Annotated in this window: 21 protein-coding genes; 12 read left to right on the top strand and 9 right to left on the bottom strand. The window is 59.5% G+C overall.

Annotated features, from left to right (window positions below; translation table 11 throughout):
* Positions 1–33: 33 nt before the first annotated feature.
* From ACEN9F_RS18840 to glmS, 3 genes are all read right to left on the bottom strand, one after another.
* The gene (locus ACEN9F_RS18840; protein WP_413422193.1) at positions 34–705 is read right to left on the bottom strand and encodes a class I SAM-dependent methyltransferase; all 672 of its coding nucleotides are present in this window, start codon (positions 703–705) and stop codon (positions 34–36) included.
* Positions 706–925: 220 nt separating this feature from the next.
* Positions 926–1936, bottom strand: coding sequence for a helix-turn-helix domain-containing protein (locus ACEN9F_RS18845; RefSeq protein ID WP_413422195.1), 1011 nt, complete (start codon positions 1934–1936; stop codon positions 926–928).
* Between the two features lie 78 nt (positions 1937–2014).
* On the bottom strand, positions 2015–3844 hold the full coding sequence (gene glmS, locus ACEN9F_RS18850) for a glutamine--fructose-6-phosphate transaminase (isomerizing) (RefSeq protein ID WP_413422197.1): 1830 nt from the start codon (positions 3842–3844) through the stop codon (positions 2015–2017).
* A 139-nt stretch (positions 3845–3983) separates the two neighbouring features.
* Here glmS and ACEN9F_RS18855 point away from each other — a divergent pair, with 139 nt between their 5' ends.
* Entirely contained in the window at positions 3984–4436 is a 453-nt protein-coding gene (locus tag ACEN9F_RS18855; RefSeq protein WP_413422199.1) for an Lrp/AsnC family transcriptional regulator, read from the top strand.
* A gap of 391 nt (positions 4437–4827) precedes the next feature.
* Here the strand turns inward: ACEN9F_RS18855 and glmU are convergent, their stop codons facing one another.
* A complete protein-coding gene (glmU, locus tag ACEN9F_RS18860) occupies positions 4828–6192 on the bottom strand; it encodes a bifunctional UDP-N-acetylglucosamine diphosphorylase/glucosamine-1-phosphate N-acetyltransferase GlmU (RefSeq protein ID WP_413422201.1) in 1365 nt (454 codons plus the stop codon).
* Positions 6193–6219: 27 nt separating this feature from the next.
* Here glmU and ACEN9F_RS18865 point away from each other — a divergent pair, with 27 nt between their 5' ends.
* The 5 genes from ACEN9F_RS18865 to ACEN9F_RS18885 all read left to right on the top strand — a co-directional run bounded on the left by ACEN9F_RS18865 (position 6220) and on the right by ACEN9F_RS18885 (position 9374).
* Complete coding sequence (locus ACEN9F_RS18865; protein ID WP_413422203.1) at positions 6220–7116, top strand: DUF6279 family lipoprotein; 897 nt, start codon at positions 6220–6222, stop codon at positions 7114–7116.
* A 65-nt stretch (positions 7117–7181) separates the two neighbouring features.
* On the top strand, positions 7182–7832 hold the full coding sequence (gene rsmD, locus ACEN9F_RS18870; protein ID WP_413422205.1) for a 16S rRNA (guanine(966)-N(2))-methyltransferase RsmD: 651 nt from the start codon (positions 7182–7184) through the stop codon (positions 7830–7832).
* 76 nt (positions 7833–7908) lie between these two features.
* The gene (gene coaD, locus ACEN9F_RS18875) at positions 7909–8400 is read left to right on the top strand and encodes a pantetheine-phosphate adenylyltransferase (RefSeq protein ID WP_413422207.1); all 492 of its coding nucleotides are present in this window, start codon (positions 7909–7911) and stop codon (positions 8398–8400) included.
* A gap of 12 nt (positions 8401–8412) precedes the next feature.
* Positions 8413–8667 carry a YfhL family 4Fe-4S dicluster ferredoxin gene (locus ACEN9F_RS18880; protein ID WP_413422209.1) on the top strand — a complete coding sequence of 85 codons (255 nt, stop codon included), beginning with the start codon at positions 8413–8415 and terminating at the stop codon, positions 8665–8667.
* A 131-nt stretch (positions 8668–8798) separates the two neighbouring features.
* Positions 8799–9374 carry a chalcone isomerase family protein gene (locus tag ACEN9F_RS18885; RefSeq protein WP_413422211.1) on the top strand — a complete coding sequence of 192 codons (576 nt, stop codon included), beginning with the start codon at positions 8799–8801 and terminating at the stop codon, positions 9372–9374.
* A gap of 56 nt (positions 9375–9430) precedes the next feature.
* Here ACEN9F_RS18885 and ACEN9F_RS18890 read toward each other — a convergent pair whose 3' ends face one another.
* Positions 9431–9712 carry a hypothetical protein gene (locus ACEN9F_RS18890; protein ID WP_413422212.1) on the bottom strand — a complete coding sequence of 94 codons (282 nt, stop codon included), beginning with the start codon at positions 9710–9712 and terminating at the stop codon, positions 9431–9433.
* Positions 9713–9882: 170 nt separating this feature from the next.
* Here ACEN9F_RS18890 and ACEN9F_RS18895 point away from each other — a divergent pair, with 170 nt between their 5' ends.
* A complete protein-coding gene (locus tag ACEN9F_RS18895) occupies positions 9883–10851 on the top strand; it encodes a LysR family transcriptional regulator (protein ID WP_413422214.1) in 969 nt (322 codons plus the stop codon).
* A 36-nt stretch (positions 10852–10887) separates the two neighbouring features.
* Here the strand turns inward: ACEN9F_RS18895 and ACEN9F_RS18900 are convergent, their stop codons facing one another.
* Both ACEN9F_RS18900 and ACEN9F_RS18905 read right to left on the bottom strand, forming a co-directional pair.
* Entirely contained in the window at positions 10888–12444 is a 1557-nt protein-coding gene (locus ACEN9F_RS18900; RefSeq protein ID WP_413422216.1) for a methyl-accepting chemotaxis protein, read from the bottom strand.
* 55 nt (positions 12445–12499) lie between these two features.
* A complete protein-coding gene (locus tag ACEN9F_RS18905) occupies positions 12500–12955 on the bottom strand; it encodes an Lrp/AsnC ligand binding domain-containing protein (protein ID WP_008443393.1) in 456 nt (151 codons plus the stop codon).
* Between the two features lie 212 nt (positions 12956–13167).
* Here ACEN9F_RS18905 and putA point away from each other — a divergent pair, with 212 nt between their 5' ends.
* Positions 13168–16821, top strand: coding sequence for a trifunctional transcriptional regulator/proline dehydrogenase/L-glutamate gamma-semialdehyde dehydrogenase (putA, locus tag ACEN9F_RS18910; RefSeq protein ID WP_413422219.1), 3654 nt, complete (start codon positions 13168–13170; stop codon positions 16819–16821).
* 87 nt (positions 16822–16908) lie between these two features.
* Here putA and ACEN9F_RS18915 read toward each other — a convergent pair whose 3' ends face one another.
* The gene (locus ACEN9F_RS18915) at positions 16909–17595 is read right to left on the bottom strand and encodes a 5'-methylthioadenosine/adenosylhomocysteine nucleosidase (RefSeq protein ID WP_413422221.1); all 687 of its coding nucleotides are present in this window, start codon (positions 17593–17595) and stop codon (positions 16909–16911) included.
* Between the two features lie 331 nt (positions 17596–17926).
* Positions 17927–20650: an EAL domain-containing protein gene (locus ACEN9F_RS18920; RefSeq protein ID WP_413422223.1), complete on the bottom strand. Its 2724-nt coding sequence runs from the start codon at positions 20648–20650 to the stop codon at positions 17927–17929.
* A 446-nt stretch (positions 20651–21096) separates the two neighbouring features.
* Between ACEN9F_RS18920 and ACEN9F_RS18925 the strand changes: the two genes are divergently transcribed.
* From ACEN9F_RS18925 to ACEN9F_RS18940, 4 genes are all read left to right on the top strand, one after another.
* Positions 21097–22134 carry an NAD(P)H-dependent flavin oxidoreductase gene (locus ACEN9F_RS18925; RefSeq protein WP_413422225.1) on the top strand — a complete coding sequence of 346 codons (1038 nt, stop codon included), beginning with the start codon at positions 21097–21099 and terminating at the stop codon, positions 22132–22134.
* A 13-nt stretch (positions 22135–22147) separates the two neighbouring features.
* Entirely contained in the window at positions 22148–23776 is a 1629-nt protein-coding gene (locus tag ACEN9F_RS18930) for a GMC family oxidoreductase (RefSeq protein WP_413422227.1), read from the top strand.
* A gap of 123 nt (positions 23777–23899) precedes the next feature.
* The gene (locus ACEN9F_RS18935; protein WP_413422229.1) at positions 23900–24670 is read left to right on the top strand and encodes an ABC transporter ATP-binding protein; all 771 of its coding nucleotides are present in this window, start codon (positions 23900–23902) and stop codon (positions 24668–24670) included.
* Positions 24670–25377, top strand: a complete 708-nt coding sequence (locus ACEN9F_RS18940; RefSeq protein ID WP_413422231.1) for an ABC transporter ATP-binding protein — start codon at positions 24670–24672, stop codon at positions 25375–25377. The genes ACEN9F_RS18935 and ACEN9F_RS18940 overlap by 1 nt, the downstream gene beginning before the upstream one ends.
* The last annotated feature ends 33 nt before the right edge of the window (positions 25378–25410 follow it).

The raw sequence follows: 25410 nt of genomic DNA on the forward strand, positions 1-25410 counted from the left end.
ATCGGGTGACTGGGTTTTATTAGGTTTAAAAAACTAAATTGCCTGGATCGGCGAATGGGCGCTGAATATAGCCACGCATCCGACCACCTTTATGTCAGTGGAAGTGAAACGCTTTTTCAATTCCAGGGCCAGCTGGTTTGCGGAATCGTCAAGGCCGTTAATCACCCTGAGTTTCTGCAAAATGAAATAGGTAATTCTGCTTGCCATGGTTTTTTTGACGCCGCGATTCAGAATCGTGTAGCCGAACACGTTTGCACCGGAACGCATGAGGGGTGCGATTGCATCGAAGACCACGCCCTTTTTTGCCATATTCCCCGGGATGCAATGCAAGATCCCGCCGAGGGCGATGGAGTCAAACCGATCGGCATCGATCCGAATCGGTTCCATCGCATCGCATTGATAGACTTCCGGATCAAACCGGGCCAGGCGCTTGGCGGTGTAATCGAGACAGTTCTGCTGCAGGTCGAACAAAGCGATCCGGGCCTCGCCTGGCTTGAATGCGCACCGGTCGAGCACATAGCCGGTACCGACGCCGATATCGGCGTGATTGCGCGACATCAGATTGCGGTACAGATCGGTGTAATGGTGGGCGGGGCATCTCCAGACAAACGGGGAAAGCATCTTCATGATCAAGAAGTCATAGAACGGCAGCAAAAGGGCGCCGTAAATCCTTACCCCGTCTTGAGTGGTTCTGGTGGTGTGCATACGCAGCCTCGGTGATGTTGGTCGTATGTTTTCGAAGGCGGCCGGTGGAAAATCCCCGAATGCCTGAAAACAGTGGCCAGACTAAGGCAGCTGATGTATTTGAACTTCCGGATTGATAAGCTTTGAACAAATAGCTGAATAGCCGTTCAAAAACAAGGACTTGGAAACTTCCAGATTGATCATTCTGGAGTATTGGAAGTGCGGGAGGAAGAGAAAACGCCTATCGGGTCATGGATTTTCTGTAGGCGCCGGGGGACATCCCGGTAATTTCGTTGAATGCGGCATAAAAACTCGATTGGGTGCCGAAGCCGGCTTCCAGCCCAATCGACAGGACCGAGGCTTTCGGTTCCTTGAGCAAGTTGGCCTTGACCGCATTGACCCGCTGCTCGCGAATGAAACGCGAGAAATTCATGCCAAACTGCCGGTTCACCAGCTCGGACAATTGATGGGGCGTCAGCTCCATGGCTTCCGCCACCATGGCCAGGTTCAGACTTTCGTTCTGGTACAGCCTGGACACCTTCATCAGCTCGTCGAGTTTATCCACGCTGGCCTGGATATCGACCTCGTTGAGTGTCGATGCCGAATAACTGAGTTTTGCCGCCTCCGCCAGATCCATCAGCAGATCGGGGAACACGATCAATGCGGCGACAACCAGCACGAATGAAATACCGATGCTGTTGGTATAGAACACATAGAAATAAACATGGTCGATATAGGGAACCGACAATCCCAGCACCAGCACGCACAGCGCAACAATTGAAAACAGCGTGAAAAAGAATATCTCGATATTAAAACGCTTACGTTGCTCGCGCAGTCCGAAAATCAAGTTGGACAACCAAAAGCAATAGCCCATGCCAATCATGAAAATCAGCGGGATGGCTGTTTCATAACGCGGCAGAAAATTCAGTAATAAGGGTAATAGCTGGAGCAGGTGGATTGGCCGCGTTGACGCATCTGGAAGCAAGGTGGCCTTGCTGAAAAAGAAGAACATAGGTGGCGCCAGGAACAGCCAGAAGCGATATTCCGCCAACGCCAGCACATCTACGCCCCGGAGAAAGTATTCCAGCTGCCAGAGCTGCAAGGCGCTCAGGCTGATCAGGAGTCCGGCACAGGAACCCAATGCATACCACTTCCTGCTGACGTTCTTGAGAAAGAAAACATAAGCAGTCAGCAGTATCGCCGCGCTCAGAACGGAAAAGCCAATCGTGAGGATGCTGACCGTTGCTATCATGATGCGTCAAAGGTATTCAAAGTGAGCGATGCTTGCCACTATAGCATCGCTCCTTTCAGTCAGCTAAAAGGTGGTGGACTACTCCACCGTCACCGACTTGGCCAGGTTGCGCGGCTTGTCGACGTCGGTACCGCGCGCCAGCGCGGAGTGGTAGGCCAGCAACTGCAGCGAGACGACGTGCAGGATCGGCGACAGCAGGCCGTAGTGTTCCGGCAGGCGGATCACGTGGATGCCTTCACCCGAGGTGATGCGCGAGTCGACGTCGGCGAAGACGTACAGCTGGCCGCCGCGTGCGCGCACTTCCTGCATATTCGATTTCAGCTTCTCGATCAGCGCATCGTTTGGCGCGATGGTGACTACCGGCATTTCCTCGGTGACCAACGCCAGCGGGCCGTGCTTCAGCTCGCCCGCCGGATATGCCTCGGCGTGGATGTACGAAATCTCTTTCAGCTTCAGCGCGCCTTCGAGCGCGATCGGGTAGTGCATGCCGCGGCCGAGGAACAGCGCGTTTTCCTTGCGGGCGAAATCGTCGGCCCAGGCGATGATCAGCGGCTCCAGCGCCAGCACCGAGGAGATCGCGACCGGCAGGTGGCGCATCGCCTTCAGGTGCTGGGCTTCTTCGGCGTCCGTCAGGCGGCCGTTGACTTGCGCCAGCGACAGGGTCAGCAGGAACAAGGCCGCCAGCTGCGTGGTGAAGGCCTTGGTCGACGCCACGCCGACTTCGACGCCGGCGCGGGTGATGTACGCCAGTTTGCATTCACGCACCATGGCGCTGGTGGCGACGTTGCAGATGGTCAGCGTGTGCTCCATGCCGAGGCTGCGCGCGTGTTTCAAGGCGGCCAGCGTGTCGGCCGTTTCGCCGCTTTGCGAGATCGTCACGACCAGCGTGTTCGGGTGCGGCACGCTGTCGCGGTAGCGGTATTCGCTGGCGATTTCGACGTTGACCGGGATCTTGGCCACCGATTCGATCCAGTACTTGGCGGTCAGGCCGGAGTAGTAGCTGGTGCCGCAGGCTAGGATCAGCACGCGGTCGATCTGCTTGAAGACGTTGTAGGCGCCGTCGCCGAACAGTTCCGGCATGATGCCGGTGACGCCTTCGAGCGTGTCGCCGATGACGCGCGGCTGCTCGAAGATTTCCTTCTGCATGTAGTGGCGGTACGGGCCCAGCTCGGCCGCGCCGGTGTGCGCCTGCACGGTTTTAACTTCGCGCGTGACCGGCTTGCCGTTGACGTCGACGATCCAGGTGCGGCCCAGTTGCAGGTCGACCACGTCGCCTTCTTCCAGGTAGATGATCTGGTCGGTGGTGCCGGCCAGCGCCATCGCGTCCGAGGCGACGAAGTTTTCGCCCTGGCCGATGCCGACGATCAGCGGCGAGCCCTGGCGCGCGGCGACCACGCGGTGCGGTTCTTCGCGACTGAACACGGCGATCGCGTAGGCGCCGTGCAGGCGTTTGACGGCGTGCTGGACGGTGTCGAACAGGTCGCCGTTGTACATATGGTCGACCAGGTGGGCGATGACTTCGGTGTCGGTCTGGCTCTGGAAGACGTAGCCGAGCGCGGTCAGTTCGGCGCGCAGTTCGTCGTGGTTTTCAATGATGCCGTTGTGGACCAGCGCGATGCGCGCCTGTTCCGTCGATGGCGAGAAGTGCGGGTGGGCATTGTGCGAGGCCGGCGCGCCGTGCGTGGCCCAGCGGGTATGGGCGATGCCGGTGAAGCCTTGCATGCCGACGTCGGCGATCTGTTTTTCCAGGTCGGCCACACGCGAAGTGCTGCGCGAGCGCTGCAACTGGCCATCCACGTGCAGGGCGACGCCGCAGGAATCATATCCGCGGTATTCCAGGCGCTTGAGGCCTTCGATCAGGATGGGGGTGATGTTGCGTTGCGCTACCGCGCCGACGATGCCGCACATAAAAACCTCGCGAATTAAGTTAGGCGGCCATCGTAGAGCAGCCTTGATGAAATAAGCTTTCTAAATCCATCAAACTTTGGAATAATATTTCACGACACGTGTATCGTGAAATATTATTTCATTTAAGTGGATTATTTTTATGGACGAAATAGATCGTCGCATTCTGAATGCGCTACAAGTTGACTCCTCGCAAACAAATAGCGAGCTGGCGGCGGCCGTGCATGTTTCTCCGCCGACTTGTTTGCGTCGGGTCAAGCATCTGACCGAGACCGGCGTGATCCAGCGCCAGGTGGCCATCGTGGCGCCGGAAAAGGTTGGCCCCAGCCTGACGGCGATTGTGGAAATCTCGCTGGATGTCCAGGCCGCCGAGCGCATGGCCGAGTTCGAGGCCCATGTGGCGAGCGAGGATGCTGTGTTGCAGTGCTACCGCGTGGCGCCGGGGCCGGACTTTGTGCTGATCGTACAGGTGGCGGACATGCCGGCCTACCACGCGCTGGCGCACCGTTTGTTCGCTACGCAGGCCAATGTTCGCAACGTCAAAGCCTATTTCTCCACTTTCCGCAGCAAATTCGAGACGCGCATCGCGGTTTGATCCAGTTATCCCACCTTTATCCAGCCGCTTTTACACAGCTTTATCCACAAGATGCCAGTACCGGGAAAACTTTTCCCGGCTTTTCCAACGCTTGTGCAACGGCTTTCCACCGGCTTATACCCAAGCTTATCCACAATAAAAAGTTATCCTGCGTTACTCACAGAATTTCCCACAAGCTTATCCACAACATGACTCAAAGCATGGCCCACGGCGGCGATGCGTGTGGCTATCGCTCATGCAAGCGAAGTTATCCCAGCCTTTTCCCCTGCTTATACCCCGCTTTTTCAAGGCTTATTAGCAGGCTTCTCCACATCTTTATCCACAAATAAAAAAGCCGGGATAGTTATCCCGGCTTGTTCATCTGCTTGCCCACACGTTTATCCACAACGCATTATTTTGGCTTTTTGACCGGACGGCTCCAGTTTTCGATGGTCACCTGCCGCGCACGCGACACCGTCAGCTTGCCGGCCGGCGCATCCTTGGTCAGCGTGGTGCCAGCGCCCAGGGTCGCGCCCTTGCCGACGGTGACCGGGGCGATCAGCTGGCTGTCGCTGCCGATGAAGGCGTCGTCCTCGATCACGGTGCGCGATTTGTTCACGCCGTCGTAGTTGCAAGTGATGGTGCCGGCGCCGATGTTGACACGCGAACCGATGGTGGCGTCGCCGATGTAGGCCAGGTGGTTGGCCTTGCTGTGCGCGGCGACCTGGCCGTTCTTGATCTCGACGAAGTTACCCACATGGACGTCTTCAGCCAGCACGGTGCCGGGGCGCAGGCGGGCATACGGGCCGATGATAGAGACTTCGCCGACCACCGCTTCCTCGATATGGCAGAACGGCTTGATCTGTGCGCCGGCCAGGATGCGGGCGTTGACGATGACGTTGTGGGCGCCGACGCGCACGCCGTCGCCAAGCTCGACCTTGCCTTCAAACACGCAGCCGACGTCGATGGTGACATCGCGGCCGCAGATCAGTTCGCCGCGCACATCGATGCGCGCCGGGTCCATCAGCGTCACGCCTTGTTCCAGCAGTTTCAGCGCGATGTTGCGCTGGTGGATGCGTTCCAGCTCGGCCAGCTGCACTTTGCTGTTGACGCCGGCGACCTCCCACTGCGCCGACGGCTGGGCCGATACCACCGGCACGCCGTCCGCCACGGCCAGCGCGACGATATCGGTCAGGTAATACTCGCCCTGGGCATTGTTGTTCTTCACCGCGCCCAGCCACTGTCTCAGGCGCTTGGTCGGCACCACCATGATGCCGCTGTTGATTTCCTTGATGGCGCGCTCCGCCTCGGTCGCATCCTTCTGCTCGACGATGCGCTTGATCTCGCCATTCTCGCGCACGATGCGGCCCAAGCCGAACGGATCGTCCTGCACCACGGTCAGGATGCCGAGCTTGTCGCTGCCGGCCACATCGACCAGCGCCTGCAGCGAGGCGGCCGTGGTCAGCGGCACGTCGCCGTACAGGATCAGGGTAGGGACGCTGTCGTCCAGTGCCGGCAGCGCCTGCATGACGGCGTGGCCGGTGCCCAGCTGCGGTTCCTGCAGCGCGGTGGCGACCTTCTCGGGTTGTTTGGCGAGCAGCTCCTGCACGGCTGCGCCCCCATGTCCGTAAATCACGCATAATTGGCTGGCAGACAGACTGCGCGCTGTATCCAGCACATGCGACAGCAGCGGCTTGCCGGCCAGGGGATGCAAAACTTTCGGCAGCGCGGACTGCATACGCTTGCCCATGCCAGCGGCGAGGATAACTACGTTCATAGGTGCTAATCGAGAGAGAGTGAGTAAATGCAAAAGTCTAACATGCCCCATATCGGCGGCCGTTCCTTCAGAGGCCTTTTCCTGATCGCACTTGTGGTCATCATGGCCGGCTGCGGCGCGCTGCGCACGGCCTACAACCACGGCGACACCCTGCTGTACTGGTGGATAGACAAATACGTCGACCTCAACTCGGACCAAAAAATCTCGGTCAAGGAAGATATCAGCGACCTGTTCCGCTGGCATCGCAAGACCCAGCTGCTCGATTACGTGCAGCTCCTGAAGAACGGCCAGCGGCAACTGGCGGGCAACCCGACCGCCGCCGACCTGAACGCCGATTATGACGAAATCAAAAAACGCACCCAGCTGCTGCTGACCAAGGCCCTGCCGGAACTGGCCGACCTGGCGCTGTCGCTGGAGCCGGAGCAGATCGGCACGCTGGAGAAGCAATTCGCCGCGAACAATGCCGATTTCCGCAAAAAGAACATGAAGGGCGACCGGGAGGCGCAGCAGAAATTCCGCTTCAAGAAATCGATGGAGCAGTTTGAGTTGTGGTTCGGCTCTTTCAGTTCGGAGCAGGAAGTGATCATCCGCAAAGCATCCGACGCCCGTCCGCTGGATAATCAGATCTGGCTCGACGAGCGCATGCGCCGCCAGAAAAGCATCCTGGCACTGGTGCAGAAAGTCCAGCGCGAAAAACTGAGCAAGGAAGCGACGATCCCGCTGATCAGGAACGTGATCGATGAAAACTTCAACCGCCAGCAGCAATCCGAACACAAGGCTTTCCTCGATGCGTCCGAGCAGGCATCCATCCAGCTGATCCTGACTGTGATCAAGATGGCCACGCCGGAGCAAAAAGCGCATGCGCATAAACGCATGCAGGGTTGGATCGACGATTTCACCAGCCTGGCGGCGGATGTCCGCTGACCAGCTGCCGCAAGCCCATATGGTATGATGGCCCCTGTTGAATCAATGACTTAGAACACAGCCACATGCCCAAGAAGCCAGCAAGCAAGCCCGCAAAACCCGCCAAGGTCCCGGTCCACGGTCCCCAGCACAGCAACCAGGTGCGCATCATCGGCGGCGCGTGGAAGCGCACGCCGCTGCCGGTGCTGAGCGCGCTGGGCCTGCGGCCGACCCCGGACCGCGTGCGCGAGACGGTGTTTAACTGGATCAACCACCAGCGCGACGCCAATTGGACCGACGCCCAGGTGCTGGACCTGTTCGCCGGCAGCGGCGCGCTGGGCTTCGAAGCCGCCAGCCGCGGCGCGCAATCGGTGACGATGATCGACACCAACGTGCCTGTCGTGCGCCAGCTGGACGAGATCAAGACCAAGCTGAAGGCCGACAACGTGCAAATCACGCGCGGCGACGCGCTGGCGGTGGCGCAATCGGCCGGCGCGCGCGGCCAGAAGTACGACCTGATCTTCCTGGATCCGCCGTACCAGCAGAACTTTCTGGAGCGCTGCCTGCCGCTGTGCACGCGGCTGATGAAAGAGGGCGGTTTGATTTACGCGGAATCCGGCGCGGCGCTGGAGTTCGCCGACGACGAGGCGCCGGAGTGGATGGCGCCGTGGGAAGTCATCCGGGCCGACAAAGCCGGGATGGTGTTCTTCCATTTATTGCGGCTAAAAGCCGCATAAGCTGCCCTATATTAAGGCAAACATCGTTTTTCAGGCATAATGCGCGTTCTATATTGGTGCACTGCAGGGAGCCGCAATGGTAGTAGCTGTTTATCCAGGAACTTTCGATCCGTTGACCCGTGGTCACGAAGATCTGGTGCGTCGCGCATCGGGTCTGTTCGACACGCTCGTCGTCGGCGTGGCCGACAGCAAGAACAAGAAACCTTTCTTCTCGCTGGAAGAACGCCTGGCTATTGCCAATGAAGTCCTGGGCCACTATCCGAACGTCAAGGTCGAGAGTTTTTCCGGCCTGTTGAAGGATTTTGTGCGCGAACATGACGCCCGCGTCATCGTGCGCGGCCTGCGCGCCGTGTCCGACTTCGAATACGAATTCCAGATGGCGGGCATGAACCGCTACCTGCTGCCGGACGTCGAAACGCTGTTCCTGACGCCGTCCGACCAGTACCAGTTCATCTCCGGCACCATCGTGCGTGAAATCGCGGTGCTGGGCGGTGATGTTTCCAAGTTTGTTTTCCCATCGGTCGACCGCTGGCTGCAAAAGAAAATCGCGGCCACCAAAACCGATTAAGCGAGTCCTGTCATGGCATTAATGATCACCGACGACTGTATCAATTGCGACGTTTGCGAGCCCGAGTGCCCGAACGACGCGATCTACATGGGCGCGGAAATTTACGAAATCAATCCGGACAAATGCACCGAGTGCGTCGGCCACTTCAATGAGCCGCAATGCCAGCAGGTGTGCCCGGTCAGCTGCATCCCCTTCAATCCGGACTGGCGCGAATCGGAAGAGCAGCTGCGCGCCAAGTTCAATCTTCTGCAGGCCACCAAGGCCTGACGAGCCTTAAAAGCATGACCGTGCGGCCAATTTGCGCCGCAGCGCGGTTTTGCCGCGTTTTTGTCGTCTCCGTGATGGTATATTCGGGCCAGGCCTACCTCGGAGACAAAAAAATGAACCGCAGAACCACTATGAAAAGCCTGGCCGTGGCCGCCTTCCTGGCGACCAGCTTCAGCCTGCCCGCATTTGCCGCCACGGAAGTGGCCGGCGTGAAATTCGACGACACCCTCACCGTTGCCGGCAAGGAGCTCAAGCTCAACGGCGCCGGCATCCGCACCAAGGTCATCTTCAAGGTCTACGCCGCCGGCCTGTACCTGGCGGAGAAGAAAAACACCGTGCCGGACGTGCTGGCCGTGCCGGGCCCGCGCCGCGTCTCCATCACCATGCTGCGCGAAGTCAGCTCCGAAGATTTCGGCAAAGCCTTCATGGACGGCTTGAACGCCAATACCGAGAAAACCGAACGCACCAAGATCCTGCCGCAGACGATGAAGTTCGGCGAAGTGTTCGCGCAGATCCAGACGCTGAAAAAAGGCGACCAGATGCTGCTGGACTGGACCCCGGGCGAGGGCACGCAGTGCTATCTGAATGGTAAGAAACTCGGGGAATTGATGCCGGACCAGGCGTTCTACAACGCCGTGCTGCGCATCTGGCTGGGTGATAAGCCGGTCGACAGCTCGTTGAAGCCCGCCCTGCTGGGGGAGAAATAATACCGGGGGATGTTGCGCTGCGATATCGGCCATTGCCGGTATCGATTGCTTAAATTTTAGGCACGCGAAGCCATGGCGCGCAGTTCGGCGGCGTGGCTGGGATTGCATTCACTGCGGTTCAACATCCGCTTCAACATCATGGCGTCGCGCATCTGGCGGCGCTGCAAGCGTTCCTCTTTGCTCAACTTTGGCTTAACCACAAGCATGGCGGCCCTTGCGCAACCGCGCAGCAGCGGCTTGAACAGCACCAGCACGCCGCCGGCCAAAGAGACTACCAGCGCCAGCTGCATCGCGGCGATGAATGAAAAATCTTGTACTGCGGAAATGATGGTGGACATGGTGTGGTCGTACAATTAGAATCTAACGTAACTATAGTGCGGCGCAACATAAGTATCCAATTTCCTTTCACGATAACAATTATTCGTTTGGTGAATGGGATGTGTTATCGTTGACGAGAATTCCATATTTCTCGACGCCGCACTTAACCCAACCTACCACCTGAGCCACTATGAGCTTTCTGACGCTGGACTTGAATTTGTTACGCGTCTTCGACGCCGTGATGACGGAACAAAATCTGACACGCGCCGCAGGCCACCTGGCCATGACCCAGCCCGCCGTGTCCAACGCCATCAAGCGGTTGCGCGAGAGCCTGGGCGACGAGCTGCTGATCCGCACCGCCTACGGCGTCAAGCCGACCCCGCGCGCCGAATCGCTGTGGCCGTCGGTGCGCAGCGCCCTGGCCAGCCTGGAAGCGGCCGTGGCGCCGGAAACCTTCGACGTCTCCGCCGCCCACGCCACCTTCCGCATGGCGATGGCCGACGCGACCGCCGCCTTCTGGCTGCCATCGCTGATGCGCTCGATCGAAAGCGAAGCGCCGGGCGTCAACGTGCGCATGGTGCCGCTGACCACGCGTGAACCGCGGCCGATGCTGCTGCGCGGCGATATCGACCTGGCGGTGGGCTTCTTCCCTGGCGTGGCGGCGCAGCTGTCGTACGAGACCGGCTCGCCGATCCGCCACGAGCGCCTGTATTCCGGCCACTACGTGTGCGTGATGCGGCGCGACCATCCGCTGGCCAAGATCGAGCTGAACCTGGATAACTATTGCAAGGCCAACCACCTGCTGGTGAGTTTCTCCGGCCGCGCGCACGGCCTGGTCGACGAGGCGCTGGCGCAGATCCAGCGCGAGCGCCGCATTCTGCTGACGGTGAACCAGTTCTTCACGGCAGGGCGTGTGGTCGCCAACTCGGACCTGATCACCGTGCTGCCGCGCCACCTGATCGCCTCCACCGGCATGACCGATGCGCTGATTTCGAAGGAATTGCCGTTCCAGCTGCCGGCCGTCCACCTGGACATGCTGTGGCACGAACGCGATGCGCGCAGCCCGGCCCACAAGTGGCTGCGCATGCATCTGGAAGGCATGAACCAGGTCGCCTCGCGTACCGCGCCGGGCAGCGCGCCCAAGAAAGACACCTACTAGCCGCGTCCTTCCCGCTCAGGCGGGAAGGACGCGCGCCTACTTGTGGCTGGAGCGGTAGCCGATGCGGAAACCACCCCAGTGCTTGCCGTTCACATAGATCGGCGCCGACAGGTCGTGCATCACTTCGCCGGTATCGCGCTTATAGGTCTGCAGCAGAAACGGCTTGGTATTCGAGCCGCAGCGCTTGCCGGTGCGGTCGCTGAAAATCCGCTTGGTGCGGTTGTTGACGATATCGACGTCATAGTTCCCGGTCAGCGGCTGGGAAAACTTCTTGTTATGGGTGGGGAAATAGCCGTTGTTATCCACAGCACCGGCGTAGGCCAGCTGCGGCAGCTCCACTAGCAGCGCTTCCTGCAGCGACGGCAGCGCGCGGTCGGTGAAATCGTCAAAGCGCGTCTTGTGCTTGGGCGGATCGGTATTCGGGATCGGCGTGTAGCTGCGGTCGAACAGCGCCTCGCGCGTGATCTTGCCGGAATTGATAGCGGCCTCGAAGATGCGCCCCACTTCCGCCGCCGCCCGTTGCGCGGCCATGCGGATCGCGTCATGGGAAGTCTCGATCGACGACTCGCCCAGCGCGCCGGTGATGACCTCGGCCCGCTCGGCCAGCGCCATCGCCGAACTGGCGGCACGCGGCAATTCCTTCTCTGTGGATAACAGGCTGTCGCGGATGCTCAGGATAGCGGCGGCGATTTCCTCGGTGGTGGCGACGTGTTCGCGCGATGCCCGGGCGATCTGGCCGATCTCGTCTTCCGACACGCCCGACGAACGCTCGATATTGCCTAGCAGCCCGTGCACGGTCTCGACGTTGCCGGCCGCCTCGCTGACCTTGACCGCCAGCGAACTCATGCCGGTGGCGGCCTGTTCCGCCTGCTGGTTGATCTCGCGCACCATGGTGCTGATTTCGTCGGTGGCTTCCTTGGTGCGCAGCGCCAGCTGGCGTACCTCGCTGGCGACCACGGCAAAACCGCGTCCCTGCTCGCCGGCGCGCGCCGCCTCGATGGCGGCATTCAACGCCAGCAGATTGGTGCGCGCGGAAATCTCGCTGATCGCCTCGGTAAAGCCGTAAATCTTGCGGGAATTGATTTGCAGCGCAGCCATGACGGCCGCCGCGGTCTGCGCATCCTGGCGCGCGGTGCTGATGCGCTTCAGCCCGTGATCGGCCTCGGCGCGGCCGGCCGCGGTTTCGCCGCGCACCTGGGCGGCGATCTTGGCTGCGCGCTCGGCATTGGCGGCGATGCGCTCGGTAGTGTCCGCATTCTGGGTCGAGCTGTGGACAATGTTGCTGGCGATGCCCACGTCCAGTTCAATCTTTTTCTTGACCGAGTCGACGAAATACGAGGTTTCCGCCGCGCCGATCATGATGGCGTCGATTTCCTCGCCCACGGTATGGGCAAAGCGGCGCACGCCGCCTTCGTCGCTGTTCTGGCTGGCGGCCCACCACGCCACCAGCGCGCCGGTCAGCGCGGCCGGGATCGCCGAGACCACGGGCGAAGCGCCCATCATATTGAATAAATAAGCGAGGCATGTGCCGCCGGCCGTCGCGCCCAAAAACCATAATCCACGTTGCACCAGCTTGTGCTGCAAATGCTTCATTTGTCCCCCGTTGTGACGGCGCGCCGAGCGTCTCGACTAATTTATTTCTGTAATGCTATTTTATGGGTAACTTGGTGGTATTCTTCACTTCTTCCATCACGGCGTAAGTGTGGGTTTCCCGTACGCCCTTTTGGAGCAGGGTTTTACCGAGGAATTCGCGGTAGGCCGCCATGTCCTTGACGCGGGCTTTGACCAGGTAGTCGAAGCCGCCGGCAACCATGTGGCACTCCAGCACTTCAGGGATTACCTGAACGCTGTGTTTGAAAGCATCGAAGACTTCGGGCGTAGTGCGATCGAGCACCACCTCGATGAAGACGAGCAGGGATACATCCAGCAACTGCGGGTTCAGTTGCGCAGTGTAGCCCATGATGTAGCCGGACTCGTGCAACTTACGCACGCGCTCCAGGCAAGCGGCTGGTGACAGGTTCACCCGCGCCGCCAGTTCCACATTGCTGATGCGGCCATCGCTCTGCAATTCCATCAAGATTTTTTTGCTGATCTTGTCTAACATTTCCGGGAACTCCCAAATAAATATTATTTGGTTAAATTGTCTCACTAAAAACAATCTATTGCTAGCCCCCTGCATTACCAGAATTAATCCAGAAGAAATCCCACTACAATCGAATCATTAGCAGTTCACCCTTTTTCACGCTCGCCAGCCTTGCTCGCCGAGCGTGTTTTTGTACGTGGACGTGCTTCAAATTTTTCTTCTGAGAGTCTTCCATGCAAGCAGCAGTTTCCGCCGGTTTTACCCCATTTGCAGCGCTTCAGGCTGAAGTCCTGCGCGACCCGATTCCCCTGCGCGCAGCAGTGACAGCAGCCTATCGGCGCGATGAAGTCAACGCCGTCCAGTGGCTGCTCGGCGCGCTGAAAAACAACGACGCCGCCAGCCTCCAGCAGGCCCAGCAACTGGCCCATAAACTGGTCAGCTCGGTGCGCGCGGAACGCACCCGCGCCTCCGGCGTCGACGCGCTGATGCACGAGTTTTCGCTGTCTTCCGAAGAGGGTGTCGCACTGATGTGCCTGGCCGAGGCACTGTTGCGTATTCCCGACAACGCCACCGCCGACCGCCTGATTGCCGACAAAATCAGCAAAGGCGACTGGCGCAAGCACCTGGGCGAATCGCCGTCCTTGTTTGTCAATGCGGCAACCTGGGGCCTGCTGATCACCGGCAAGCTGGTATCCACCAGCAGCGAAAACGGCCTGGGCTCGGCGCTGACCAAGCTCATTTCCAAGGGCGGCGAACCGCTGATCCGCAAGGGCGTGGACCTGGCGATGCGCATGCTGGGCAACCAGTTCGTCACCGGCCAGACCATCGATGAGGCGATCAAGAACGGCCAGGGCAACGAGGCGCGCGGCTATCGCTACTCCTACGACATGCTGGGCGAAGCGGCGCTGACCGAGGCCGACGCCAAGAATTACTACGCCTCCTACGAGACCGCGATCCACGCGATCGGCAAGGCTTCGAACGGCCGCGGCATCAAGAATGGCCCGGGGATCTCGGTCAAGCTGTCGGCGCTGCATCCACGCTACAGCCGCGCCCAGCGCGCCCGCGTGATGGAAGAACTGCTGCCGCGCGTGCGCCAGCTGGTGCTGCTGGCCAAGCACTACAACATCGGCCTGAACATCGATGCGGAAGAGGCAGACCGCCTGGAACTGTCGCTGGACCTGATGGAAGCGATGGCCTACGACCCGGAACTGGCCGGCTTCGACGGCATCGGCTTCGTGGTGCAGGCGTACCAGAAGCGCTGCCCGTTCGTCATCGACTTCCTGATCGACCTGGCCAGACGCAGCGGCCGCAAGTTCATGGTGCGCCTGGTCAAGGGCGCATATTGGGATGCCGAAATCAAGCGTGCCCAGGTCGACGGCATGAGCGGCTACCCGGTCTACACGCGCAAGGTCTACACCGACGTCTCCTACCTGGTATGCGCGCAGAAGCTGCTCGGCGCGACCGAGGTGATTTATCCACAATTTGCCACGCACAACGCGCAAACCCTGTCGACCATCTACACCTGGGCCAAGCGCGACGGCGTCACCGACTACGAATTCCAGTGCCTGCACGGCATGGGCGAATCGCTGTACGACCAGGTGGTCGGCAAGGACAACCTGGACAAGCCGTGCCGCATCTACGCGCCGGTCGGCACCCATGAAACGCTGCTGGCCTACCTGGTGCGCCGCCTGTTGGAAAACGGCGCCAACTCGTCGTTCGTCAACCAGATCGTCGACGAAGCGATTCCGGTCGACTCGCTGATCAAGGATCCGGTCGCGCAGGCGCGCGAGCAGGGTGGCCAGCCGCACGCCGGCATCGCCTTGCCGCTGGATATGTTCGGCGACCGCAAGAACTCGTCCGGTTTCGACCTGGCCAATGAAAACGTGCTGCGCGATATTTCGGCGGCCCTGGCCGAACCGCGCAGCTGGCATGCCGCACCGTTGCTGGCGGGCGCCGTCAGCGCCGGCCAGCCGGTGCAGGACGTGACCAACCCGGCGCAGCGCGGCGATATCGTCGGCCAACTGGTCGAAGCCAGCGCCGCCGATGTGGAAACCGCGCTGGCCAGCGCCAGCAATTTCTCCATGGACTGGCAAACCACCGAACCGTCGCAGCGCGCCGCCGCACTGAACCGCGCCGCCGACCTGTTCGAGTCCAACGCCATGGAACTGATGACCCTGGCGATCCGCGAAGCCGGCAAATCGCTGCCGAACGCCATCGCCGAGCTGCGCGAAGCGGTCGACTTCCTGCGCTACTACGCCGGCGAAGTGGGTGGCGCGGCCAACACGCTGGCGCTGGGTCCGGTCACTTGCATCAGCCCGTGGAACTTCCCGCTGGCGATCTTTACCGGCCAGGTGGCGGCCTCGCTGGCCGCCGGCAACGTGGTGCTGGCCAAGCCGGCCGAGCAAACGCCGCTGATCGCGCACCGCGCGGTCGAGCTACTGCACGAAGCGGGCATTCCGCGCGCCGCGCTGCAATTCCTGCCTGGCCGCGGCGAAGTGGTCGGCGCCGCGCTGACCGGCGACAGCCGCGTCAAAGGCGTGATCTTCACCGGCTCGACCGAAGTGGCGCAATTGATCAACCGCACCCTGGCCAAGCGCGCCGTGGCGGAAAACACCGACATCCCGCTGATCGCCGAAACCGGCGGCCAGAACGCGATGATCGTCGACTCGTCGGCGCTGCCGGAGCAGGTGGTGCAGGATGCGATCTCGTCGGCCTTCGACAGCGCCGGCCAGCGCTGCTCGGCGCTGCGCGTGCTGTTCCTGCAGGAAGATATCGCCGACAAGACCATCAAAATGCTCAAGGGTGCGATGCTGGAACTGAAAGTTGGCACGCCTGACCGCCTGGTGACCGACATCGGCCCGGTGATCGACGCCGAAGCCCAGCAAAACCTGCTGGCTCACATCAACAAGCTGAAAGCGACGGCGGTGAACTACTTCTCGCTGGATCTGCCTGCGAGCGTGACGGCGGCCGGCACTTTCGTACCGCCGACCGTGCTGGAAATCCGCTCGCTGGACGAACTGACGCAGGAAGTGTTCGGCCCGGTCATGCACGTGATCCGCTACAAGCGCGCCGACCTGCCCAAAGTGGTCGACCAGATCAACGCCAGCGGCTTCGGCCTGACGTTGGGCATCCACTCGCGCATCGATGAAACCATCGACTACATCACCAGCCGCGCGCACGTGGGCAACATCTACGTCAACCGCAACATCGTCGGCGCGGTGGTCGGCGTACAACCGTTTGGCGGCGAAGGCAAATCGGGCACCGGCCCGAAAGCCGGCGGTCCACTGTACCTGAAACGCCTGCAGCGCGGCGCGGTCGCCACCTCGGAACACACGCGCCAGGCCACGCCATCGCTCGACGCTCTGGCGGTCTGGTCCAAAATGCACGGTCACGAGCGCATCGCCAGCCTGGCGGAGCAATACAGCCGCACGACCATGTTGGGCAGCCTGACCGTCCTGCCGGGCCCGACGGGCGAACGCAACACGCTGGCCCTGGTGCCGCGCGGCGCTGTAGTGTGCGCAGCCGGCACCGTCGGCGGCCTGCTGAACCAGATCGCGGCGTGCCTCGCAACCGGGAATACCGCACTGGTCGTCGCGGAATCGGCCAACTTGCTGCCCGGCGACCTGCCGACAGCAGTCAAGGACCGCATCAAAACCATCGGCAGCCTGGAAAGCTTCGAAGGCGACTTCCAGATCGCCCTGGTGGAATCGATGCTGGCCTCCGGCCTGTACAGCTCGCTGGCGGCCCGTAGCGGGGCGCTGGTAGGCCTGATCGACACCAGCGGGGACGGAGCCATCCCCCTGTGGCGTTTGGTCGCTGAGCGCGCTCTATGCGTCAATACGACCGCGGCAGGCGGCAACGCCAGCCTGATGACGCTGGAAGCCTAAAAACTCCGGGGTCAGGTCCAGATCACGGACACGAGCTCTGCCACTAGCAGTTGAGCTTGTGTCCGTGATCTGGACCTGACCCCGGATTTAGGTTTTGCAGAAGTTTTGAATCACATCGAAGGCGTAGCGCGAGGCTACGGTTTTGATGAAATGCATGAAATCGACGGCGGCATCGTCGTTGGCGTTGTCCGAGATGGTGCGGATGACCGCGAACGGAATGCCCAGCTCAAAACATACTTGCGCCACGGCGGCGCCTTCCATTTCCACTGCCAATAAGTCGGGCAAAGCAGCCTTTAGGGCCTGTATTTGCGTCAATTTGCCTATAAATTGATCACCGCTGGCAATCAGCCCCCGATGTATACGCGTGGTTTGCGCAGCGGCGCGAGCCAGACGCTCCGTCAACGCCACGTCCGTGGCGAAGCGCGATAAGCCCGTCAGCGGGATTTCAAACTGCGGAAACAGCGGGCTGGCATCGAAATCGTGCTGGATCAACGATTCGGCGATCACGATGTCTCCAACATGAACGTTTTTATCCCCGCTTCCAGCGACTCCGGTGAAGACGATGTGCGTAACTCCGAACTTTTCCACAAGGATCGCAGCTGTCATGGCTGCTGCAACCTTGCCTATACGCGATAGAACGCACACAGCGTCGATTTCCCAGAGTTTCCCGGCCGTGTACTCCCTCATGCCGTGAACGTGCCTGGAGGGGCTCTGAAGGGCTTCTATCAGCCCATGCTGTTCCTCAGCCAACGCGCTGATGATGCCTAAACGCATACTTTTCCTTCAATTTTGTGAGATCGCTTGTGGGTATCCAGACGTTTTTCCACAGCGCGTAGCGAAAAAAATCGATTTTAAGGCGTTTTTTACTGTGCGGATGGGTTTCTGTTGGCGAGCAGGCCCTCAGATTTCGCTTTTTGGTGTTTTAGTAGTTTACAAAAGATTTATATAAAAATAGTAGTAATAGTAAACGATCAAAAAGCTGTGGATAAGTCACGTATACGTTTACAAATCATCTGCTTACGACGTAAACAAGCACCTGCATAAGCGCTGTATCAATTCAGGAGCAATTCTGTATAAAATATCGACCTCTGCACAAGCAGGGTCCTTACTCACAAGTCGTCCTGTGGATATTCAGGACCTTATCCACAGGTGCTAGCTGATTTTGTAGTTGTTTTTCCAATTCTTCGCCTGAAATCGGCCTGGAAAACAGATATCCCTGCCCCAAATCGCATCCGGCCGCCGTCAAGGCGGCCAATTGTTGTGGCGTTTCGATCCCTTCGGCGATGACTTTGATGCCGAGCTTGTGCGCCATCGCGATAATTGCCTCGCAAAGCGTCACGTCGTCGCTGCCATTCGCGAGATTGGAGACAAAACTCGGGTCGATCTTGATGTAATCGATGTTGAAACGCTTTAAAAACGCCACCGAGCAGTAGCCGGTGCCGAAATCGTCCAGGGAAAACTGCATATGCGCATGCTGGAAGGCCAGCATGCGGTCGGAATTCGCGTTGGCGGTGTCCAACAGCAGGTTTTCCGTCACTTCGATGATGATGCTGTTGGGACTGAGCTTGAGCTCCTGCAGAAAATCCAGCCATTGCTGGTAGTTGCTGCCGTCATCCTTGAACTGCCAGGCCGATTTGTTCACGCTGACCTGGAATTCGGGCAATCCGAGCGCCTGCAGTTTCTGCACTTCCCGTGCCGCCTGGCGGAATACCCAGTCGCCAATGCCGACGATCATGCCGCTGCTTTCGGCGACGCCGATAAATTCAACCGGATTCAACAAGCCGCGCACCGGATGCTGCCAGCGCACCAGCGCTTCGGCCTTGCAGATCGCACAGTTGGAGAGGTCGATGATCGGCTGGTACATGATGCGCAATTCATCGCGGTTGATCGCTTCACGCAGCTCGTTCACCAGGGTCATGCGCACGCGCGTGGCTTCCTGCATGAACGGCGCGAAATAATTGAAGCGGTTGCGGCCCTGCTGCTTGGCCGCGTACATGGCCTGGTCGGCGTTGTTGATTAACGTTTCGGCATCGGCGCCGTCTTCCGGGTACAAGGTGATGCCGATGCTGCTCGAAATATGGGCAACGTTGCCGTCGAGGTTGAACGGCGTGCTCATTTGCCGGAGGATTTCCTGCGCCGTGCGCACCACGTCGCCGGCATTGCGCAGCTCGCTGACGATGACGGTGAATTCATCGCCGCCCAGCCTGGCCACGGTATCGGTGCCGCGCACGGCATTCGACAGCCGGGCCGCCACTTCCTTGAGCAGTAAATCACCTTTGTCGTGGCCCAGCGTGTCGTTGATTTCCTTGAAGTAGTCCAGATCGACGAAAATCAGCGCCATCGGTAGGTGCGAGCGGTCGGTTTTCTTCATTTCCTGGCGCAGATGCTCATGGAACATGCGCCGGTTCGGCAATCCCGTCAACGCATCGAAGTTGGCCTGGCGCCAGATCAGTTCTTCCGAGGCTTTCTTTTGGGTGATATCGCTGAGCAACGCGACATAGCGGAATGGATTTCCCAGTTCATCGTAGACGGTGTTGACGTGCATGGCGACCAGGTATTCCTCGCCGTCCTTATGCTGTTGCCACAATTCGCCTTGCCACTGACCCGTTTGCTCAACCGATTCAAACATGCGGTCGAACAAGCTCATGTCTTCGCGGCCGGAGGTGATTTCATAGCCGCGATGGCCTAGCAATTCTTTTTCGGTGTAGCCGCTGAGCAGTGAAAAAGCCGGATTCACCGTCAAGATCAAGCCTTCCGCGTCGGTGACCATCATGCCTTCGCCGCTGTTCTGGAATAGCAGGGCCGCCAACTTCATCGATTCTTCGTTCTTTTTTCGTTCATCTTCGCCGGCCAGCAGTTTTTTCTCCATTTCCCGGCTGGCCGCATACAGCATGCGGTAACGCAGTTCCCGTTCCGCCAATTTGGTGTAGGTGCGCAGCGAGAAATGTCCGGCGCCCCACATCAGCAAGAGCAATGTGGCCAGGCCGGCGCCTGCGACCAGGTAATTTTTTTGCAGCAGCCGTGCCGATTCCGTGTCGTTGCTGCCGACGACGACGATCAGTGGAAAGTTGTCCAGTACTCGATAGCTGAATATCCGGTTTATCTTGTCGATGACGCTGTGGGTTTTGTAGGTGCCGGAGCTGGCGCGGTGGACGTTGTCGAAGAGGGCGGTCGGCCCCAGGTCACGGCCGAAGGCTTCTTCAAAATTCGGCACCCTGGCGATGATTTTGCCGCGACCGTGCACCAGCGCGATCGAGATATCGGAATTGAAGCGCGAATTTTCAAATACCGAGACGTAGCGGCTGACGTTGAGCGGCGCCACGACGACGCCCAGGAATTCGCCTTTGGCGCTTTCCACGCGGCGGCTTAAGAAAAACAGTTTTTGCTTGCTGCGCCGGCCGATGTCCGGTTCGCCGACATAGACCTTGCCTTGCATGGTGTTGTCGACGTGGATTTTGTAGTAATCGCGATCCGCATACGAGACGCCGGTAATGTTGTTGCCGGTCGACGTGGCGACGGCGATGCCTTTGGGATCCAGAAAAGTTATCCAGTAATCGCTTTGGAAATTGGAACCGCGCGAAGAGAGTAGATCCGACATCGTTTCCGGTGAACGGCTTTGCTTTGCAGGCAGAACTTTGATGGCGTTGGCAAATCCAATCAGCGACAGATCCACCGATTGAATCGAATACAGAACATGGGCTTCCATCGCCTTGACGTAATGCTCGGTCTGGCTTTGCACCGAGAGTTCGCGATCGACATAGGAAGCGCGGAATTGACTGACGACTACGGCAATGGCAAGCGCAGCCATGGACAACAGGCCGGTGACCAAGCGTCGCCGAAAACGCAGATAGGCAGGCGACCGGGGATTTTTGCGCTGTGAAGACAAAATTACTCCGGCTGATGCTGTTTGTTTGCCGATCCAGTATAGGGGAAAGCTGATGTTGGAGAAATACTATTTCGGCTTTCAACGAGGTATCGAGCCGTTCAGGCGGTGACGCCTGTGGTTTTTGGGTTTATGGTTTACTCTAAAGATGTAGATATAAAAATAGTAGTAGTTGTTAACGCAGACACTTTTCTGTGGATAAGTGTCGATTTTGGATTAGAATCAGGCGTTTACGGGCTGCATAAGCGGGCGAGTAAACCGTGTATGAGCAAAGAACTGTTTTGGGATAAGAAAAGTCGTCCCCAAAAAATTTTTGTTTACTCACATTTGGTGCCTGTGGATATCCATAGCGTTATCCACAGCCGTAAACGCCCCTTTTTGTGAGAAATCAGATGAAATTAGCATCAGTTTTTCCGCATCCCATCATTCAGGGGCCTACTGCCGGAGGGAACAACACGCCGGCGCAGGTCGCCGCCGTGTCGAACGCCGGTGCGCTGGGTTCGCTGGCCTGTTCTTTACTGCCGCCGGAGACGATCCGCGCGCAAACCGCGCAGATCCGGGCGCTCACCGACAAGCCGTTTTGCCTCAATTTCTTTGTTTTGGAGACGCCTCAGCCTGATCCGGCCGAGGTGGCGCGCGCTGCCGAATGGCTGAAACCGCTCTGGTCTTCGCTGGGTTGGACGGCATTGCCGACGCCAGCCAAATGGTGCGAAGACTTCGCCGCCCAGTTTGAAGCGCTGATCGAATTGCGCCCTGCCGTCGCCAGTTTTACTTTCGGCATCCTCAGCGCGGAACAAATCCAGCGTTTGCATGACGCCGGCATCCTGGTGGTCGGCACGATTACCCACGCCGAGGAAGCGCTGGCGTGGCAGAGCAGGGGCGCCGATGCGGTGATTGCGTCCGGTACGGAATCGGGCGGGCATCGCGGCACTTTCATCGGCGCGCAGGAAGACGCCAGGCTGACCACTTTTGAGTTGCTGCCGACTATCGTCGAAGCAGTCGCCATTCCGGTGATCGCAGCCGGCGGCATCATGGACGGCGCCGATATCAAGCGGGCGCTGGACGGCGGCGCGCAGGCGGTGCAGATGGGAACGGCGTTCCTGGTCTGCGATGAATCCGCCATCCAGCCTGATTATAAGCAACGCTTGCTGACGGCCGGCGACCATCCGACCAGGCTGACCCGGACCTTCTCCGGCCGTTATGCGCGCGGACTGGAAAACCGCTTCATGCGCGAACTGACCGCCATCGAGAAGCAATTGCCTGCATATCCCATTCAAAATGCATTAACGTCGCCCATACGCGCCGAAGCCGCCAAGCGTGGCGAAACCGAGCTGATGTCGCTCTGGTGCGGTACGGGCGTCGCGCGTGTCCGGCCGATGCCGGCGGCAAAACTGGTCGAAACATTGTTGGCGGAGATAGCCGCAGCCTAACGGGGAGTCGTTTTTGGAATCAGCTGGCGAGTACGATTACATCATCATAGGTGCAGGCTCGGCGGGCTGCGTATTAGCGAACCGGTTAAGCGCGGACAGGAACGCGGAAGTCTTGCTGATCGAGGCGGGCGGGCGGGACGACTATCTGTGGATACACATTCCCGTCGGCTACCTGCATTGCATCGACAATCCCCGCACGGACTGGATGTTCCGTACCGAAGCCGATCCCGGACTCGGCGGGCGCAGCCTGCTGTACCCGCGTGGCAAGGTGCTGGGCGGCAGTTCGTCGATCAACGGCATGATCTATATGCGCGGCCAGTCCGGCGACTACGACCGCTGGGCCGACCTGACCGGCGACGCCAGCTGGCGCTGGGAGTCTGTGCTGCCGCTGTTTAAAAAGAGCGAGGACTATCACGGCGGCGCGTCCGAACATCACGGCGCAGGCGGTCCGTGGCGCGTGGAAAAACAGCGCTTGTCCTGGCAGATATTGGACGCCTTCCGCGATGCGGCCGAGCAGACCGGCATCCAGAAAGTGGACGATTTCAACCGCGGCGACAACGCCGGCTGCGGCTACTTCGACGTCAATCAAAAACGCGGCATCCGCTGGAACACGGCCAAGGCGTATCTGAAGCCGATCGGGGCGCGGCCTAACCTGACCATCATGACCGGCTGCCACGTGGAACGTTTGCTGATCGAAAAAAGCGACCTTGGTCCCGTCTGCAAAGGCGTGGTTTTCACCGGCGGCGGAACCCAGTACAGTGCGACCGCCGACAAAGAAACCCTGCTGGCGGCAGGCGCTGTGAATTCTCCACAGATTTTGCAATGCTCCGGAATCGGCGCGGCCGCGCTGCTGCAACAGCACGGCATCACACCGCTGGCCGACTTGCCCGGGGTTGGCGAAAACCTGCAGGACCATCTGCAACTGCGCATGGTCTACAAGGTCGGCAAGAACGCGCGCACCTTGAATACGCTGGCGGCCGGCTGGTTCGGCAAGATGAAAATCGGCCTCGAATATGCGATGTTCCAGAGCGGGCCGATGTCGATGGCGCCGTCGCAGCTGGGCGCGTTTGCGCGTTCGGACGCAAGCCAGGCGACGCCGAACCTGCAGTATCACGTGCAGCCTTTGTCGCTGGAAAAGTTTGGCGATCCGCTGCATGCCTTCCCCGCGTTCACCGCCAGCGTGTGCAATCTGCGGCCGACCTCGCGCGGCCATGTACGCATCGCCGGCGCCGATTCGTATGCGCCGCCGAAGATCACGCCGATGTACCTGAGCACGCCGGAAGACCGCAAGGTCGCCGCCGATGCGCTGACGCTCACGCGCAAGATCGTCGCGGCGCCGGCGCTCCAGCAATACGCGCCGGAAGAATACAAGCCGGGCATCCACTACCGCAGCGAGGAAGAACTGGCGCAGGCGGCCGGCGCGATTGGCACCACGATTTTCCATCCCGTGGGCACCTGCAAGATGGGCCGCGTCGATGATCCAGGCGCCGTGGTCGGCAGCGATTTGCGCGTCATCGGCGTGGCGGGATTGCGTGTCGTGGATGCGTCCGTCATGCCGTTTATTACGTCCGGAAATACCAATTCGCCGACAATCATGATTGCAGAGAAAGCTTCAGAACTGATCCGTTCAGCCTGGAAATGAAAGCTAGCGCACGCTAGGTTTAGATCAAAAGTGGACCGTAGTTATACTGTATTGTTAGCGAATTTGTTACTGTGTATGATCTAAAAAACTTTAGTACTTTGAAAAGAATAACAAGGAGACAGGATGTCCGGCGTTATCTTGGAAACAAAGAACTTGACCAAGGAATTCAAGGGTTTTACCGCGGTCAACGACGTTAATCTCAAAGTGCAGCGCGGCCACATCCACGCGCTGATCGGCCCCAACGGAGCCGGTAAAACCACGTGCTTCAATTTACTGACGAAGTTCCTGGTGCCCACTTCGGGCCAGATCCTTTTCAACGGCAACGACATCACGGCCGCCAAGCCGTCGCAGATCGCCCGCATGGGCGTGATCCGGTCGTTCCAGATTTCCGCCGTGTTCCCCCACCTGACGGTGTTGCAGAATGTCCGCATCGGACTGCAGCGCCAGCTGGGCACCAGTTTTTATTTCTGGCAGAGCGAACGCGCGCTGGACAAGTTGAACGACCGCGCCATGCAGCTGCTGGCCGAGGTCGACCTGACCGAGTTCGCCGATACCATCACGGTCGATATGCCTTACGGCCGCAAGCGCGCCCTGGAAATCGCCACCACGCTGGCGATGGAACCGGAGCTGATGCTGCTTGATGAACCGACGCAAGGCATGGGGCACGAAGACGTGCACCGCGTGACCGAGCTGATTAAAAAAGTCTCCACCGGCCGCACCATTTTGATGGTCGAACACAATATGAAAGTGGTGTCCGGCATCTGCGACAAGATATCCGTCTTGCAGCGCGGCGCGATGCTGGCGGAAGGCACGTATGCCGAAGTCTCGACCAACCCGCAAGTGATGGAAGCCTATATGGGCACGGAAGCCGCTGTGCTGGAAGGAGCGCACTGATGACTGCCGCCCTGCATATCTCCAACCTGCAAACCTGGTACGGTGAATCGCACATCCTGCACAACGTCAACCTGACGGTGCAGCCGGGCGAAGTGGTGACGCTGCTGGGCCGCAACGGCGCCGGCCGCACCACCACGCTGCGCTCCATCATGGGCCTGACCGGCGCCCGCAAAGGTTCGATCAAGGTCAACGGCGTCGAATCGATCGGCTTGCAGACGCATAAAATCGCCCACCTCGGCATCGGCTATTGTCCGGAAGAGCGCGGCATTTTCTCGTCGCTGTCGACCGAGGAAAACCTGCTGCTGCCGCCGCAGCTGTCGACCGGCGAAAAGGGCATGTCGATCGAGGAAATCTACGCCATGTTCCCCAACCTGGAGGAGCGCAAGCACAGCCAGGGCACGCGCCTGTCCGGCGGCGAGCAGCAGATGCTGGCGGTGGCGCGCATCCTGCGCACCGGCGCGCGCCTGCTGCTGCTCGATGAAATCTCGGAAGGGCTGGCGCCGGTGATCGTGCAGGGGCTGGCGCGCATGATCACCACGCTCAAATCCAAGGGCTACACCATCGTCATGGTGGAACAGAATTTCCGGTTCGCCGCGCCGCTGGCGGACCGGTTTTATGTGATGGAACACGGTCAAATCGTTGAGACCTTTGTTGCATCTGAGTTGAGCGCCAAGATGCCGGTACTGACCGAGCTTCTGGGCGTCTAAGTAAGTGGACTAAAAATAAGCAATAACACTACT

Source organism: Duganella sp. CT11-25 (assembly GCF_047302815.1).
Lineage (GTDB): Bacteria > Pseudomonadota > Gammaproteobacteria > Burkholderiales > Burkholderiaceae_D > Rugamonas.